The organism is Haemophilus sp. HMSC066A11 (genome assembly GCF_001811665.1).
GTDB lineage: Bacteria > Pseudomonadota > Gammaproteobacteria > Enterobacterales > Pasteurellaceae > Haemophilus > Haemophilus influenzae.
On record NZ_KV805866.1, the window covers coordinates 180,384 to 195,516 of the forward strand.

The 15,133-nt window shown below is 36.2% G+C and carries 16 protein-coding genes; 14 read left to right on the plus strand and 2 right to left on the minus strand.

Features of this window, described 5'->3' with window-relative positions; translation table 11 throughout:
• Nucleotides 1-3: 3 nt before the first annotated feature.
• The gene (ccmA, locus tag HMPREF2813_RS03865) at nucleotides 4-642 is read right to left on the minus strand and encodes a cytochrome c biogenesis heme-transporting ATPase CcmA (protein WP_005665896.1); all 639 of its coding nucleotides are present in this window, start codon (nucleotides 640-642) and stop codon (nucleotides 4-6) included.
• Between the two features lie 248 nt (nucleotides 643-890).
• Between ccmA and sodA the strand changes: the two genes are divergently transcribed.
• The 12 genes from sodA (at nucleotide 891) to pnuC (ending at nucleotide 10,006) form a co-directional block, all read left to right on the plus strand.
• On the plus strand, nucleotides 891-1,526 hold the full coding sequence (gene sodA / locus HMPREF2813_RS03870) for a superoxide dismutase [Mn] (RefSeq protein ID WP_005647694.1): 636 nt from the start codon (nucleotides 891-893) through the stop codon (nucleotides 1,524-1,526).
• Nucleotides 1,527-1,944: 418 nt separating this feature from the next.
• Nucleotides 1,945-2,739 (plus strand): phospholipid ABC transporter ATP-binding protein MlaF, encoded by a 795-nt coding sequence (gene mlaF / locus HMPREF2813_RS03875; protein WP_005651729.1) that lies wholly within the window; start codon nucleotides 1,945-1,947, stop codon nucleotides 2,737-2,739.
• Nucleotides 2,736-3,521, plus strand: coding sequence for a lipid asymmetry maintenance ABC transporter permease subunit MlaE (gene mlaE, locus HMPREF2813_RS03880; RefSeq protein ID WP_011272380.1), 786 nt, complete (start codon nucleotides 2,736-2,738; stop codon nucleotides 3,519-3,521). Before mlaF ends, mlaE begins: the two co-directional genes overlap by 4 nt.
• Nucleotides 3,522-3,530: 9 nt before the next feature.
• The gene (mlaD, locus tag HMPREF2813_RS03885; RefSeq protein ID WP_005647699.1) at nucleotides 3,531-4,031 is read left to right on the plus strand and encodes an outer membrane lipid asymmetry maintenance protein MlaD; all 501 of its coding nucleotides are present in this window, start codon (nucleotides 3,531-3,533) and stop codon (nucleotides 4,029-4,031) included.
• A 32-nt stretch (nucleotides 4,032-4,063) separates the two neighbouring features.
• On the plus strand, nucleotides 4,064-4,708 hold the full coding sequence (gene mlaC, locus HMPREF2813_RS03890) for a phospholipid-binding protein MlaC (protein WP_011272379.1): 645 nt from the start codon (nucleotides 4,064-4,066) through the stop codon (nucleotides 4,706-4,708).
• A 10-nt stretch (nucleotides 4,709-4,718) separates the two neighbouring features.
• Nucleotides 4,719-5,036 carry an STAS domain-containing protein gene (locus tag HMPREF2813_RS03895; protein ID WP_005651726.1) on the plus strand — a complete coding sequence of 106 codons (318 nt, stop codon included), beginning with the start codon at nucleotides 4,719-4,721 and terminating at the stop codon, nucleotides 5,034-5,036.
• Between the two features lie 20 nt (nucleotides 5,037-5,056).
• Entirely contained in the window at nucleotides 5,057-5,314 is a 258-nt protein-coding gene (locus HMPREF2813_RS03900; RefSeq protein ID WP_005647705.1) for a BolA family protein, read from the plus strand.
• Between the two features lie 10 nt (nucleotides 5,315-5,324).
• Nucleotides 5,325-6,599 carry a UDP-N-acetylglucosamine 1-carboxyvinyltransferase gene (gene murA, locus HMPREF2813_RS03905; protein ID WP_014550937.1) on the plus strand — a complete coding sequence of 425 codons (1,275 nt, stop codon included), beginning with the start codon at nucleotides 5,325-5,327 and terminating at the stop codon, nucleotides 6,597-6,599.
• 300 nt (nucleotides 6,600-6,899) lie between these two features.
• Nucleotides 6,900-7,673 carry an amino acid ABC transporter substrate-binding protein gene (locus HMPREF2813_RS03910; RefSeq protein ID WP_005651725.1) on the plus strand — a complete coding sequence of 258 codons (774 nt, stop codon included), beginning with the start codon at nucleotides 6,900-6,902 and terminating at the stop codon, nucleotides 7,671-7,673.
• On the plus strand, nucleotides 7,657-8,373 hold the full coding sequence (locus tag HMPREF2813_RS03915) for an amino acid ABC transporter permease (protein ID WP_005633396.1): 717 nt from the start codon (nucleotides 7,657-7,659) through the stop codon (nucleotides 8,371-8,373). The genes HMPREF2813_RS03910 and HMPREF2813_RS03915 overlap by 17 nt, the downstream gene beginning before the upstream one ends.
• 9 nt (nucleotides 8,374-8,382) lie before the next feature.
• The gene (locus tag HMPREF2813_RS03920; RefSeq protein WP_032826723.1) at nucleotides 8,383-9,150 is read left to right on the plus strand and encodes an amino acid ABC transporter ATP-binding protein; all 768 of its coding nucleotides are present in this window, start codon (nucleotides 8,383-8,385) and stop codon (nucleotides 9,148-9,150) included.
• Between the two features lie 175 nt (nucleotides 9,151-9,325).
• Nucleotides 9,326-10,006: a nicotinamide riboside transporter PnuC gene (gene pnuC, locus HMPREF2813_RS03925; protein WP_005662815.1), complete on the plus strand. Its 681-nt coding sequence runs from the start codon at nucleotides 9,326-9,328 to the stop codon at nucleotides 10,004-10,006.
• Between the two features lie 91 nt (nucleotides 10,007-10,097).
• Here the strand turns inward: pnuC and pyrG are convergent, their stop codons facing one another.
• Nucleotides 10,098-11,735, minus strand: coding sequence for a glutamine hydrolyzing CTP synthase (gene pyrG, locus HMPREF2813_RS03930; protein ID WP_005662817.1), 1,638 nt, complete (start codon nucleotides 11,733-11,735; stop codon nucleotides 10,098-10,100).
• 651 nt (nucleotides 11,736-12,386) lie between these two features.
• Here pyrG and HMPREF2813_RS03935 point away from each other — a divergent pair.
• Nucleotides 12,387-13,952: a cytochrome ubiquinol oxidase subunit I gene (locus HMPREF2813_RS03935; RefSeq protein ID WP_005665906.1), complete on the plus strand. Its 1,566-nt coding sequence runs from the start codon at nucleotides 12,387-12,389 to the stop codon at nucleotides 13,950-13,952.
• Nucleotides 13,953-13,966: 14 nt separating this feature from the next.
• Entirely contained in the window at nucleotides 13,967-15,103 is a 1,137-nt protein-coding gene (gene cydB / locus HMPREF2813_RS03940) for a cytochrome d ubiquinol oxidase subunit II (RefSeq protein ID WP_014550938.1), read from the plus strand.
• The last annotated feature ends 30 nt before the right edge of the window (nucleotides 15,104-15,133 follow it).

Consider the following 15,133-nt stretch of genomic DNA (forward strand, 5'->3'; position numbering starts at 1 on the left):
AAGTTATTCCGCTTTATAAGCCGCTAAATTCAATTTTTGCAGATGAGAACTTGGCACTTCTTGGTGGCTGGTTAACAACACAATACCACCTCGTTGAGCATGCTCATCAAAAAGTGCGGTTAAAATTTCCACGCCTTTTTTATCAATCGCAGTAAAGGGCTCATCTAAAATCCATAAGGGCGTTTGAGACAGCCATAAGCGACCTAACGCGATACGTTTTTGTTGCCCAGCAGAAAGTTGTGCGGCAGGCAAATCTTCACGACCTAGCAATCCCACTTTCTCAAGCAAATCCCACAACATATCGGTGTTTTGTTCAGCTTGACTAATTCGTTGATAAAACTGCAAATTTTCCCACGCGGTTAATTCTGGTTTAACACCAGAAAGATGACCTAAATAAAGCAAATTCTGATGATATTGTTCACGTTGTTTGGAAATCGCTTCAGAATCCCACCGCACTTCGCCTTCCAAAGGTTGCGCTAAACCCGCAAGAATACGTAACAAACTTGTTTTACCTATGCCGTTATGCCCTTCAATTTGTACAAAATCACCGCTATTAAAATCGCAAGTCAAAGCACGAAAAAGTACGCACTCACCACGTTGGCAGGATAAATTTTGCAGAGATAACTTGTGTTGCTCAAACATAATTACAGAGGGAAAATAGAAAGTGGCAGTATTCTAATATTTGATGAAATTTTCGCAACTCAAACGCATAACTCTTTAGAAGTAGATCGATAGGTTTATTGATTTAAAACAAAATTTAATAAATTCACTTTTTAAAAAAGGAAAAACATTTAATGATCTAAATCAATTTTTTTGCTATTATTTGCTCAATTTTGGTTATAGACCAAAACCTCAACGAAATCTGTTTTTAACAATAGAAGGAATACATTATGTCTTACACTCTCCCTGAATTAGGCTATGCCTACAATGCGTTAGAACCACATTTTGATGCGCAAACAATGGAAATCCATCATAGTAAACACCACCAAGCTTACGTAAACAATGCAAATGCTGCATTAGAAGGTTTACCTGCTGAATTAGTAGAAATGTATCCAGGTCATTTAATTTCTAACCTTGATAAAATTCCTGCAGAAAAACGTGGAGCATTACGTAATAATGCTGGAGGCCACACAAACCACAGTTTATTTTGGAAAAGCTTGAAAAAAGGCACTACTTTACAAGGCGCATTAAAAGATGCGATTGAACGCGATTTCGGTTCTGTAGATGCATTTAAAGCAGAGTTTGAAAAAGCAGCCGCAACTCGTTTCGGTTCAGGATGGGCATGGTTAGTATTAACCGCTGAAGGTAAATTAGCCGTTGTATCAACAGCAAACCAAGATAACCCATTAATGGGTAAAGAAGTGGCAGGTTGTGAGGGTTTCCCACTTTTAGGTTTAGACGTTTGGGAACACGCTTACTACTTAAAATTCCAAAACCGCCGTCCAGACTACATTAAAGAATTCTGGAATGTGGTAAACTGGGATTTCGTTGCAGAACGTTTTGAACAAAAAAACAGCACACTGTAACTGTGCAAAATAATAAACATAGGAAAACCTAGCAAAAGTTAGGTTTTTCTGCTTTCCTCTCTATAACTTTTCTTTTGCAATCTTTTTTATCAAATCTGTATCTTTTACAGGCTTATTATTTATAGGCATTTATCAATGTTTATTTTCCATAAACAAAGTATTATTAAAATTCAATAAATAATGAAGAAATGTAAAGCTTCTTTAGTGAGGCCAAAAAGAATGTTACTATGGCAAAATTTTAAGTTATTAAAAATAGAATTTATCACTATTTTTTATAGCTATTTTTATGACCACATTAAAGTTAAGCCAAAGAAATGTGTTGCTATAAATAACAAAACTTAATCTTTAAATTAAACAAATCTAACTTTTTAAGGTCATATAAAACTGATTGAACTTTTTATTTATAAACGAGATTTTAATGAATCAAAATCTAATTGAAGTTAAGAATCTCACCTTTAAACGCGGTGATCGCGTGATTTACGATAACCTGAATTTGCAAGTAAAAAAGGGAAAAATCACTGCGATCATGGGGCCGTCGGGGATTGGTAAAACCACCTTACTTAAATTGATAGGTGGGCAACTAATGCCAGAGCAAGGTGAAATTTTGTTTGATGGACAAGATATTTGTCGTCTATCTAATCGTGAACTGTACGAAGTACGCAAGCGGATGGGGATGTTATTCCAATCAGGTGCGCTTTTTACGGATATTTCTACTTTTGATAATGTCGCCTTTCCAATTCGTGAACATACGCATTTGCCTGAAAGTTTAATTCGTCAAATCGTGTTGATGAAATTGGAGGCGGTTGGGTTGCGAGGTGCTGCCGCATTGATGCCTTCAGAACTTTCCGGTGGTATGGCTCGTCGAGCTGCATTAGCGCGCGCTATTGCGCTTGACCCTGATTTAATTATGTTTGATGAGCCATTTACGGGGCAAGATCCGATTAGTATGGGCGTAATTTTAAGCCTGATTAAACGATTAAATGAAGCGTTAAATTTGACTTCTATCGTAGTGTCACACGATGTGGAGGAAGTATTGAGTATTGCAGATTATGCCTATATTATTGCAGACCAAAAAGTCATCGCAGAAGGAACATCTGAGCAGCTTTTACAAAGCCAAGATCCGCGCGTGGTGCAATTCTTAAAAGGTGAATCTGATGGTCCTGTGCGCTTTAAGTACCCAGCGCAAGATTATATGAAGGAATTGTTTGAATGATCGTCAATTTTATTTCTGCTTTAGGAAAACAGGTGATCGACTTTTTCCGTGCATTGGGGCGAGCAGGCTTTATGTTATTTGGTGCATTGATCGGCAAGCCACAAATTCGTAAGCATTTTCCTTTGCTTGTGAAGCAAATGCATGTTTTAGGTGTCCAATCGTTACTCATTATTTTGTTGTCCGGTTTATTTATTGGAATGGTATTAGGACTACAAGGTTATGTCGTATTAGTTGATTTTTCTGCTGAAACAAGTTTAGGTCAGTTGGTGGCACTTTCTCTTTTGCGAGAATTAGGGCCTGTTGTTACCGCACTTTTATTTGCTGGTCGAGCAGGTTCTGCATTGACGGCTGAAATAGGCTTAATGAAAGCCACTGAACAACTTTCTAGTCTTGAAATGATGGCTGTTGATCCTTTACGTCGAGTGATTGCACCTCGTTTTTGGGCAGGGGTTATTTCCATGCCAATTTTGTCAATCTTGTTTATCGCGATTGGTATTTGGGGCAGTTCCTTAGTAGGTGTGGATTGGAAAGGTGTTGATTCAGGCAGCTTTTGGTCTGTTATGCAAAATTCCGTGAGTTGGAGCTATGATATTTTAAATGGCTTTATTAAAGCGGTTTTCTTTGCTGTAGCCGTAACTTGGATTGCACTTTTTAATGGTTATGATTGTATGCCAACATCAGAAGGTATCAGCCAAGCTACAACACGAACAGTTGTGCACGCTTCACTTGTTGTTCTAGGATTAGATTTTATTTTGACTGCTATTATGTTTGGCGCAAGTTAAGGATTTTTTATGAGACAAACAATTAAATATGAATTTTGGGTCGGGTTATTTTTATTACTTGGTATTGGTGCCTTAGTTTTTTTAGGTTTACGCGTAGCTAATGTACAAGGTTTTGCTGAGACGAAATCTTATACCGTGACGGCAATTTTTAATAATATTGGCGGACTTAAAGTGCGCGCACCACTAAAAATTGGAGGCGTAGTAATTGGGCGTGTGAGTGCTATTACGCTTGATGAAAAAAGCTATTTACCAAAAGTAAGTATTGCGATTAATCAAGAATATAATGAAATCCCAGAAAACAGTTCTTTATCAATTAAAACATCAGGTTTATTAGGTGAGCAATATATTGCCTTGACAATAGGTTTTGATGATGGAGATACAGCAATGCTTAAAAATGGTAGTCAAATTCAAGACACTACATCAGCTATAGTATTGGAAGATTTAATTGGGCAATTCTTATACGGAAGTAAAAAATCAGACGGCAATGAAAAATCAGAATCCGCAGAATAATAGGTTAAATTTTATAAATTAGGAGATTGACAATGTACCTTACTCAACTAAAAAAATGGTTTACTATTTTAACTTTCGTATTAACCGCACTTTTGGTTACACGAACAGCTATTGCAGAAACAAGTCCTTATGTTTTAATGCAGCAAGCGTCAGATAAACTATTTTCTGATATACAAGCTAATCAAAGTAAAATTAAACAAGATCCAAATTATTTACGTACTATTGTTCGTAATGATTTATTGCCTTACGTAAACTTAGAATATGCAGGTTCTAAAGTATTAGGTTCATACTACAAATCAACCTCTACAGAACAACGAGAAAAATTTTTCAAGACTTTTGGTGAGTTGATTGAGCAAAAGTACGCACAAACATTAACAAATTATTCTAATCAAAAAATTCAAATTGAATCAGAAAAAGAATTAGGCGATAACAATTTTGTAAATATTCGCGTAAGTATTATTCAAACTAATGGCGTTGCTCCGATCCTATTAGATTTTAAATGGCGTAAAGGCAATAAAAGTGGGGAATGGAAAGCCTACGATATGGCAGCAGCAGGCGTAAGTATGCTGGAAGATACGATAAAAAATTGGGTTGGTATTTTAAACAAACAAGGTATTGATACATTAATCACAAAGATGCAGCAATCTGCCTCACAACCTATAATTTTCAATCAATAAATGAATAACTATGCTAAATTGGGATTTGCAAAAAAATAATGATAAAATAACGCTCTTTTTGTTTGGGGAACTATCTCGCAGCACCTTGTTACCAATGTGGCAGCAACGTGGCGTTTTTTTGTCAGAAAGTACACTTGATAAAACTATTGTTGAATGGAATTTATCTGGTCTTCAGCATATTGATTCAGCTGGTTTTACAGCTCTTTGTGATTTTTTACGAGAGTGTCAAAAGATTAACAAAACAGTACGATTAGTTTATCCACCAAAACAATTATTAACCCTAGCAGATCTTGTTGGTTTATCTGATTGGATCGCAAATTTTACATAGCTTACTTAAACGGAAATCCAATGGAACTTCAAAAAATTGAACAAATTTTAAAAGACACGCTAAATATCGTAGAAGTCTATGCACAAGGTGAAAATGCACATTTTGGTGTAATTGTAGTGAGTGATGAAATTGCTGCACTATCTCGTGTAAAACAACAACAAACGATTTATGCCCCTTTAATGCCTTATTTTAGCACTGGTGAAATTCACGCTCTAACCATCAAAACTTATACCGTAGAAAAATGGAAACGCGATCGTGCATTAAACCAGTTTAATTAAGGATTTAAAAATGGATAAATTTCGTGTTTATGGGCAATCTCGTTTAAGTGGAAGTGTGAATATTTCAGGCGCAAAAAACGCCGCACTTCCAATTCTTTTTGCGGCTATTTTAGCTACAGAACCTGTTAAATTGACAAATGTTCCCGAACTTAAAGATATTGAAACAACTTTAAATATTTTGCGTCAATTAGGCGTAATTGCAAATCGTGATGAAACTGGTGCAGTTTTATTAGATGCCTCTAATATCAATCATTTCACTGCACCTTATGAATTGGTTAAAACTATGCGTGCTTCAATTTGGGCATTGGCACCTTTAGTCGCTCGTTTCCATCAAGCTCAAGTCTCATTACCTGGAGGTTGTTCTATCGGAGCTAGACCTGTTGATCTCCACATTAGCGGTTTAGAAAAATTAGGTGCGGACATCGTTCTTGAAGAAGGATATGTAAAAGCACAAGTATCAGATCGTCTTGTTGGAACTCGAATTGTAATAGAAAAAGTAAGTGTAGGCGCAACTTTATCTATTATGATGGCAGCAACCCTTGCGAAAGGTACGACTGTTATTGAAAACGCCGCTCGTGAACCTGAAATTGTAGATACTGCAGATTTCCTTAATAAAATGGGTGCGAAAATAACAGGTGCAGGTTCTGATCACATTACGATTGAAGGTGTTGAACGTTTAACTGGTTGTGAGCACAGTATTGTGCCAGATCGCATTGAAACGGGTACATTCTTAATTGCTGCAGCAATTTCGGGCGGTCGTGTTGTTTGTCAAAATACTAAAGCGGATACTTTAGATGCCGTAATTGATAAACTCCGTGAAGCTGGTGCGCAAGTTGATGTAACTGAAAATAGCATTACTTTAGATATGCTTGGTAATCGCCCTAAAGCAGTGAATATTCGTACTGCACCACATCCAGGGTTCCCAACTGATATGCAGGCTCAATTTACTTTATTAAATATGGTGGCAGAAGGTACAAGCATTATCACTGAAACGATTTTTGAAAATCGTTTTATGCATATTCCTGAATTAATTCGTATGGGTGGTAAAGCTGAAATTGAAGGGAATACAGCGGTATGTCACGGGGTTGAACAATTGTCTGGCACAGAGGTAATAGCGACAGATTTACGCGCTTCAATCAGTTTAGTGCTTGCAGGTTGTATCGCAACGGGTGAAACCATTGTAGATCGTATTTATCATATCGATCGTGGTTATGAACATATCGAAGATAAATTACGTGCTCTAGGTGCGAAAATTGAACGTTTTTCTAGAAGTGATGAAGCGTAATTAGGTACGCGACTTTTCTATAATAAATTACAAGTTTATTTATAATCTTAAATTTCTATTAATGCCTTTCTTTAGAAAGGCATTTTTTTACTGAAATTTTATAAGAGTAGATTGATTGCATTGTTTAGAAACGTATTTTTCTACAAGAAAGTGCGGTAGATTATTTTCTTATTTTGATAGTAATCACTTATATCAATTTTTTATAACTAAAATTTATAAACCATAAATAAATAATCTTTTTTTTTCATAAGTTTGGTTTTTATAATCACGCTTAGACAAACACAACACAAGGAAGAAAAAATGAAAAAATTACTTTTTACGACCGCACTTTTAACTGGAGCTATTGCTTTCTCAACGTTTTCTCACGCAGGCGAAATTGCCGATCGTGTTGAAAAAACGAAAACTTTATTAGTTGGAACAGAAGGGACTTATGCACCATTTACTTTCCATGATAAAAGTGGAAAATTAACAGGCTTTGATGTAGAGGTTATTCGTAAAGTTGCTGAAAAGCTCGGTTTGAAAGTGGAATTTAAAGAAACACAATGGGATGCAATGTATGCGGGGTTAAATGCAAAACGTTTTGATGTGATTGCAAACCAAACTAACCCAAGCCCAGAGCGTTTAAAAAAATACAGTTTCACAACGCCTTATAATTATTCTGGTGGGGTGATTGTAACAAAATCATCGGATAACAGTATTAAATCATTTGAAGATTTGAAAGGTCGTAAATCTGCGCAATCTGCAACAAGTAACTGGGGTAAAGATGCAAAAGCTGCAGGTGCGCAGATTCTTGTAGTGGATGGTTTAGCACAGAGCTTAGAGCTTATTAAACAAGGCCGTGCAGAAGCAACAATTAATGATAAATTGGCTGTATTAGATTATTTTAAAAAACACCCAAATTCTGGTTTAAAAATTGCTTATGATCGTGGGGATAAAACTCCGACTGCCTTTGCTTTTTTACAAGGTGAAGATGCATTGATTACAAAATTTAATCAAGTACTTGAAGCACTTCGCCAAGATGGTACATTAAAACAGATTTCAATTGAATGGTTTGGTTATGATATTACTCAATAATTGGTTGGCGAGTCTTCCATTTATGAGTGCAGAACGAGCTGATTATGTAATCAGCTCGTTTTGGCCTATGTTGGAAGCAGCAATTTTATACACATTGCCATTGGCAGTCATTTCCTTCTTCTGTGGTTTGCTTATTGCAGTGATTGTTGCAGTTATTCGTACTTTGCCTAGCCCTAATTTACCCTTAAAATTGTTACAGGCTTTATGTCGAGTGTATATCTCTATAATTAGAGGTACACCGATGTTAGTACAAATTTTTATTATTTTTTATGGGTTACCTGAAGTCGGTATTACTTTAGAGCCTTTTCCGACAGCGATTATTGCATTTTCTATTAATATAGGTGCTTATGCAGCAGAAACTGTTCGTGCTTCAATTATTGCTATACCTAAAGGGCAGTGGGAAGCCTCTTATGCGATAGGTATGAATTATCGACAAGCATTTATTCGTACAATTATGCCACAGGCTTTACGTATTTCAGTACCATCGCTTTCTAATACTTTTATTAGTACAGTGAAAGACACTTCATTGGCTTCTCTTGTTTTAGTGACAGAATTATTCCGTGTCGCACAGAATATTACGGCAGCAAACTATGAATTTATTTTAATTTATAGTGAGGCAGCTTTGATTTATTGGATTTTCTGTTTTGTTTTATCTTTCTTACAAGATCGTCTTGAAATTCGCTTATCTCGCCATTTATAAGGAATGTCTATGTTAAAAGTAAGTAATATTCAGAAAAACTTTAATGGCAATCATGTGTTAAAAGGCATTGATTTTGAAATTAATAAAGGTGAAGTGGTCGCAATTTTAGGCCCTTCTGGTTCTGGAAAAACCACCTTTTTACGTTGTTTAAACTTGCTTGAACGACCAGAGCAAGGCATTTTGGAATTTACTGATGGCAGTCTAAAAATTGATTTTAGCCAGAAAATTAGTAAAGCAGATGAATTGAAGTTACGCCGACGTTCATCAATGGTCTTTCAGCAATACAATTTATTCCCTCATCGTTCTGCCCTTGAAAATGTTATGGAGGGAATGGTTGTTGTGCAAAAACAAGATAAAGCTCAAGCTCGTGAAAAAGCACTTAGTTTGCTAGAAAAAGTAGGGCTTAAAAATAAAGCGGATTTATTTCCATCCCAACTTTCTGGCGGTCAGCAACAGCGAGTGGGGATTGCTCGAGCCCTTGCGGTAAAACCTGATATTATTTTATTAGATGAACCTACATCGGCATTAGATCCTGAATTGGTGGGCGAAGTGTTACAAACACTAAAAATGCTCGCCCAAGAAGGCTGGACAATGATTATTGTTACTCACGAAATGCAGTTTGCGCAAGATGTCGCGGATCGTGTGATTTTAATGGCGGATGGATATATTGTAGAACAAAATACAGCAGATAAATTCTTCACTTGCCCACAACACGAGCGCACTAAACAGTTCTTGTTACAAGCAAAAATACCACTTGAGCTTGATTATTATATTTAAAGTGCGGTCAATTTTTAGAGCGTTTTTTGAAACAAACTCAATAATGGATAATGTAGGCTTTAATTAAAACGTGATGGATTTCACAACTTTAGAATTAAATGCTTCTACACCTTTACATTACCAATTCACTATGCAAGAATGCTCACGTTAAAATTTAAGTCAATAGGAGTAAATAATGACTTTGGCAGCACGTTTAAAACAAGAATTTGTTTCTGGTTGGAAACCTTTTGAGGTGGTTTGGCTTGTGCTTTTTATCATTGCGCAAATTTGGGCTTATGTACAAACACCTGATTCTTGGTTAGCAATGATTTCTGGTATTTCGGGTATTTTGTGTGTGGTATTGGTAAGTAAAGGTAAAATTAGTAATTATTTCTTTGGATTGATTTTTGCCTATACTTATTTTTATGTTGCTTGGGGATCGAATTTCTTAGGCGAAATGAACACCGTACTTTACGTATATTTGCCCTCTCAATTTATTGGTTACTTTATGTGGAAAGCCAATATGCAAAATAGCGATGGTGGAGAAAGCGTGATTGCCAAAGCGTTAACTGTTAAAGGATGGATAACATTAATTGTTATGACTACGGTTGGTACTTTGCTTTTTGTTCAAGCATTACAAGCTGCTGGTGGTAGTTCAACAGGTTTAGATGGTCTAACTACAATTATTACGGTTGCGGCACAGATTTTAATGATTTTGCGTTATCGTGAACAATGGTTGTTATGGATTGGATTAAATATTCTTTCTATTTTCCTTTGGGCAGAGACACCTGCAATATACTTAATGTATTCAGCCTACTTACTTAACTCATTGTATGGTTATTATAACTGGACGAAATTAGTTAAGCGTACTAACTAAATATAAAAACAGTAAATAGTTTATAAAAAATCCCCGTTAAATGATAAATTTAACGGGGATTTTTTTACCGCACTTATTGCAGAACCAAGAATTACTTCACAGATTTTTTGTGATTTTCATAGGCTGCTTTTACAAAGCCTGCAAACAACGGATGACCATCACGAGGCGTAGAAGTAAATTCTGGATGGAATTGGCAAGCGACAAACCAAGGATGATTTGGCACTTCGATAATTTCTACCAATTTTTTATCTGCAGATAATCCAGTTACTTTCAATCCTGCTTTTTCAATTTGTGGAAGCAAGGTATTGTTCACTTCATAGCGATGACGATGACGCTCTTCAATGGTTTCTTTGCCATAAAGCTCGCGAGCACGGCTACCTGATACCAAATGACATTGTTGTGCACCTAAACGCATTGTTCCGCCAAGATCTGATTCATCGGTACGCACTTCAGTATTACCCTCCGCATCTTGCCATTCTGTGATTAATGCCACCACAGGTTGTTCACAATCTTTATCAAATTCAGATGAATTGGCTTTAGTTAAACCCGCTACATTACGTGCATATTCAATCAACGCTATCTGCATACCTAAGCAAATACCCAAGTAAGGAATTTTGTTTTCTCGTGCATATTGTGCGGTACGAATTTTACCCTCTACACCACGATAACCAAATCCCCCTGGAACAAGAATGCCATCAACGCCCTTTAATACTTCAACACCTTTGGTTTCAACATCTTGGGAATCAATATATTTAATGTTTACACTTAAACGGTTCGTTAAACCTGCGTGTTTTAAGGCTTCATTTACTGATTTATAGGCATCGGGTAACTCAGTGTATTTACCTACCATACCGATGGTTACTTCTCCCACTGGATTGGCTTGCTTGTAAAGCACTTGCTCCCATTCAGTAAGATCTGCTTCAGGGCAAGTTAAACGGAAACGATCACAGACGAAATCATCTAAACCTTGAGATTTTAACAATGCGGGGATTTGATAAATTGAATTCACATCTTTTAATGAAATGACTGCTCGTTCTGCAACATTACAAAATAAAGCAATTTTTGCGCGTTCATTTGGTGGAATCATACGATCTGAACGGCAAATCAACACATCAGGTTGAATACCAATAGAAAGCAATTCTTTTACCGAATGTTGGGTTGGTTTAGTTTTTACTTCGCCCGCCGTTGGAATGTAAGGCACCAAGGTTAAATGCATAAATAACGTATGTTCACGACCAACTTGAACGGCTAATTGACGTAATGCTTCTAAGAATGGAAGTGATTCAATATCCCCAACAGTGCCGCCCACTTCAACAATCACAACGTCGTGACCTTGAGCACCAGCAATGACGCGATCTTTAATTTCATTAGTGATATGTGGAATCACTTGAATTGTTGCACCAAGATAATCGCCACGACGCTCTTTACGTAATACTTCAGAATAAATTTTACCTGTAGTGAAGTTATTACGTTTGGTCATTTTCGTGCGGATGAAACGCTCATAATGACCTAAATCTAAATCTGTTTCTGCGCCATCTTGAGTAACGAAAACTTCCCCGTGTTGGGTTGGGCTCATCGTACCAGGATCCACATTAATATATGGATCTAACTTCATAATGGTTACGTTTAAACCACGTGCTTCTAAAATTGCCGCCAATGATGCTGCCGCAATGCCTTTACCTAACGATGAAACCACACCGCCAGTGACGAAAATATAATTTGTAGCCATAGGGAACCTAATCTGTATTGGGATATAAATGATTATAGCTAATCATCCTACAGACAAAATCAACCAAAAGTGCGGTCAAAAATCGAAGATAATTAGCTATCAAAGACGGGACGGTAGTTTACCTGATTTGTGCAATGAACTCAATGCTAGTTTTGTCTTAATCCTTTTTATCCTTGGAAAGGATCAACAATTACATTACAAATGTTGAATGATAAATTAAGTATTAAATGCCACTACATACTTATTCAAGCAGTTAAAAACATCAAGAGATGTGTTGGTTGAGACAAATATTAAAATATGCTCTTACACAATGAAATTAATCATCTTTAAAACAAAAATTATTGCAAAAATTTCAATTTGATCTAAGTCAATTAAATGAAATATAACAAATAAGCCCTATTTTTGTATTTATATCAAAAATGTGATCTATATAGCATCTTTTACTATTTTTTATCCTTATGTTTAGTAGTAGAATAGCCGCCAATTTGGATTATCTCTATAATAACTGGTGTTTTTTTAACCTTTAAAAATAATTATGTAGATAAGTCAATTTAAACTTAGCTGATTGGAGTTGAGTAATTAGGGATTATTTAAGGCATCGCCTTGTTAATCATTGTTGGAACTAATGTTGTTTATACAAAGGAGTTGAGAATGTTAGACGTTGTTGATCTTTCTCGCTTGCAGTTTGCTTTAACTGCGTTGTATCACTTCATTTTCGTGCCGCTAACATTGGGTTTATCCTTTATTCTTGTAATTATGGAAACTATTTATGTGGCGACAGGTAAAGAAGTTTATAAAGATATGACAAAATTTTGGGGAAAGTTATTTGGTATTAACTTTGCCCTTGGGGTGACCACCGGTATTATTATGGAATTCCAATTTGGTACTAACTGGTCTTATTATTCTCATTACGTAGGGGATATTTTTGGTGCGCCACTTGCTATTGAAGCGTTACTTGCCTTCTTCTTAGAATCCACTTTTGTGGGGTTATTTTTCTTCGGTTGGGATCGTTTATCAAAAGGAAAACACTTATTAGCAACTTATTGTGTGGCTTTCGGTTCTAATTTATCTGCTATGTGGATTTTGGTTGCAAATGGCTGGATGCAAGCACCAACAGGTTCAGAATTTAATTTTGAAACTGTACGTATGGAAATGACTAACTTCTTAGATCTTTGGTTAAACCCTGTTGCACAAAGTAAATTCTTACATACTCTTTCTGCAGGTTATGTGACAGGCGCATTTTTTGTTTTAGCCATTAGCTCATACTTTTTACTAAAAGGTCGTGATTTTGAATTTGCAAAACGTTCTTTCTCCGTAGCTGCTACTTTTGGATTTATCGCCTCTATTTCAGTGCTAATTCTTGGTGATGAATCTGGTTATGATATTGGTAAAGCACAACCAGTAAAATTAGCCGCAATGGAAGCTGAATTTGAAACTCACGCAGCACCTGCTCCATTCCTTCCAGTAGCAATTCCAAATACGGCTGAAATGAAAAATGATTTTGCGATTGAAATTCCTTATCTTGGCGGTGTAATAGCAACTCGTTCAATTGATAAAGAAATTATAGGTCTAAAAGATCTTCAAGCATTAAATGAAACTCGTGTACGTAGTGGTATCCGTGCTTATGAATTATTTACTCAACTACGCGCTGAGAAAAAAGCAAATGGTCAAGTAAATGAAGAAACCAAAGCACAATTTAATGAAGTTAAAAAAGATCTTGGTTTCGGTTTATTATTAAAACGCTATACAAACAATGTTGTTGATGCAACAGAAGAACAAATTAAACAAGCCGCTCGTGATACTATTCCAAATGTAGGCCCTAATTTTTGGGCATTTCGTGCAATGATTGCAGCTGGTGGTTTAATTGCTTTACTTACATTCGGCGCATTTGTTCAAAATTTACGTAATAAAGTCACTCAAATTCCATTATTGTTAAAAGTTCTTTTATGGGGATTGCCATTACCTTGGATTGCCATTGAGTGCGGTTGGTTCTTAGCAGAATATGGTCGTCAGCCTTGGGCTATTTACGAGATCTTACCTGTTGGCGTATCCGCTTCTAATTTAAGTACAGGCGATTTATGGTTCTCTATTGGTTTAATTTGTGCGCTTTATCTTGCGTTCATTATTGTTGAGATGTATTTGATGTTTAAATATGCGCGTTTGGGTCCAAGTGCGTTAAAAACCGGCAAATACTACTTTGAACAATCAGCTAAATAAGTAGGAGATAAATTATGATTGATTATGAATTTCTACGTTTTATTTGGTGGGTGTTAGTTATTGTATTATTGATTGGCTTCTCTGTAACTGATGGATTTGATATGGGCGTGACCGCACTTTTACCTGTAACAGGTAAAAAAGAAGTGGAACGCCGTATTATGATCAACACTATTGCTCCCCATTGGGATGGTAACCAAGTTTGGTTATTAACTGCAGGTGGTGCAATATTTGCAGCTTGGCCAATTGTATATGCAGTATCTTTCTCAGGTTTTTACATTGCATTAGTATTAGTCTTGGCAGCGTTATTCTTACGTCCATTGGGTTTTGAATATCGTGCAAAAATTGATAATCCAACTTGGCGTTCTGTTTGGGACTGGGGATTATTCGCAGGTGGTTTTGTACCAGCATTAGTATTTGGCGTGGCTTTTGGTAATTTATTACAAGGCGTTCCATTCCATTTTAACGAATTAACTCAAGTGACTTATACAGGTTCATTTTTTGAGCTATTAAATCCATTCGCATTATTATGTGGTGTTATTAGCTTATCAATGCTTGTCACTCACGGCGCAAACTGGTTACAAATGAAAACCACTGAAGTCTTACGTGATCGTGCTCGTTCAGTAAGTCAAATTGGTTCTATTGTGACTTTAATTACATTCGTATTAGCTGGCGTATGGTTATATTCTAAAGATGGTTATGTAGTTACTAGCACTATCGATCATTTCGCTCCATCGTCTCCAATGAATAAAGAAGTTGCTGTAGAAACTGGCGCGTGGTTTAGAAATTTCAATGAAATGCCAATTCTTTGGATTTTCCCTGCTTTAGCTGTAGTTGCTGCATTATTAAATGCTGCATTTTCTAAAGCGAATCGTTGTGGTTTTGCATTTTTCTTCTCTGCATTAACAATGGCTGGTGTGATTATTACTGCAGCAGTATCAATGTTCCCATTTGTGATGCCTTCAAGTTCACATCCTGAACAAAGTTTATTAATGTGGGATTCGACTTCAAGTGAATTAACATTAACATTAATGCTGATTTTTGCAGTTGTTTTTGTGGTCATTGCTTTAGCTTATACTATTTGGTCTTACTCAAAAATGTTTGGTCGTTTAGATGCTAATTTCATTGATAAAAATAAACACTCATTATACTAAGGAGAAATAGAATGTTATATGCGATTTGGG

Coding starts and splice junctions, on each gene's coding strand:
- mlaE (WP_011272380.1), top strand. CDS start 2,736: ATGATCGTCAATTTTATTTCTGCTTTAGGAAAACAGGTGATCGACTTT.
- ccmA (WP_005665896.1), bottom strand. CDS start 642: ATGTTTGAGCAACACAAGTTATCTCTGCAAAATTTATCCTGCCAACGT.
- sodA (WP_005647694.1), top strand. CDS start 891: ATGTCTTACACTCTCCCTGAATTAGGCTATGCCTACAATGCGTTAGAA.
- HMPREF2813_RS03935 (WP_005665906.1), top strand. CDS start 12,387: ATGTTAGACGTTGTTGATCTTTCTCGCTTGCAGTTTGCTTTAACTGCG.
- pyrG (WP_005662817.1), bottom strand. CDS start 11,735: ATGGCTACAAATTATATTTTCGTCACTGGCGGTGTGGTTTCATCGTTA.
- mlaD (WP_005647699.1), top strand. CDS start 3,531: ATGAGACAAACAATTAAATATGAATTTTGGGTCGGGTTATTTTTATTA.
- HMPREF2813_RS03910 (WP_005651725.1), top strand. CDS start 6,900: ATGAAAAAATTACTTTTTACGACCGCACTTTTAACTGGAGCTATTGCT.
- mlaC (WP_011272379.1), top strand. CDS start 4,064: ATGTACCTTACTCAACTAAAAAAATGGTTTACTATTTTAACTTTCGTA.
- mlaF (WP_005651729.1), top strand. CDS start 1,945: ATGAATCAAAATCTAATTGAAGTTAAGAATCTCACCTTTAAACGCGGT.
- HMPREF2813_RS03915 (WP_005633396.1), top strand. CDS start 7,657: ATGATATTACTCAATAATTGGTTGGCGAGTCTTCCATTTATGAGTGCA.
- HMPREF2813_RS03895 (WP_005651726.1), top strand. CDS start 4,719: ATGCTAAATTGGGATTTGCAAAAAAATAATGATAAAATAACGCTCTTT.
- pnuC (WP_005662815.1), top strand. CDS start 9,326: ATGACTTTGGCAGCACGTTTAAAACAAGAATTTGTTTCTGGTTGGAAA.
- cydB (WP_014550938.1), top strand. CDS start 13,967: ATGATTGATTATGAATTTCTACGTTTTATTTGGTGGGTGTTAGTTATT.
- murA (WP_014550937.1), top strand. CDS start 5,325: ATGGATAAATTTCGTGTTTATGGGCAATCTCGTTTAAGTGGAAGTGTG.
- HMPREF2813_RS03920 (WP_032826723.1), top strand. CDS start 8,383: ATGTTAAAAGTAAGTAATATTCAGAAAAACTTTAATGGCAATCATGTG.
- HMPREF2813_RS03900 (WP_005647705.1), top strand. CDS start 5,057: ATGGAACTTCAAAAAATTGAACAAATTTTAAAAGACACGCTAAATATC.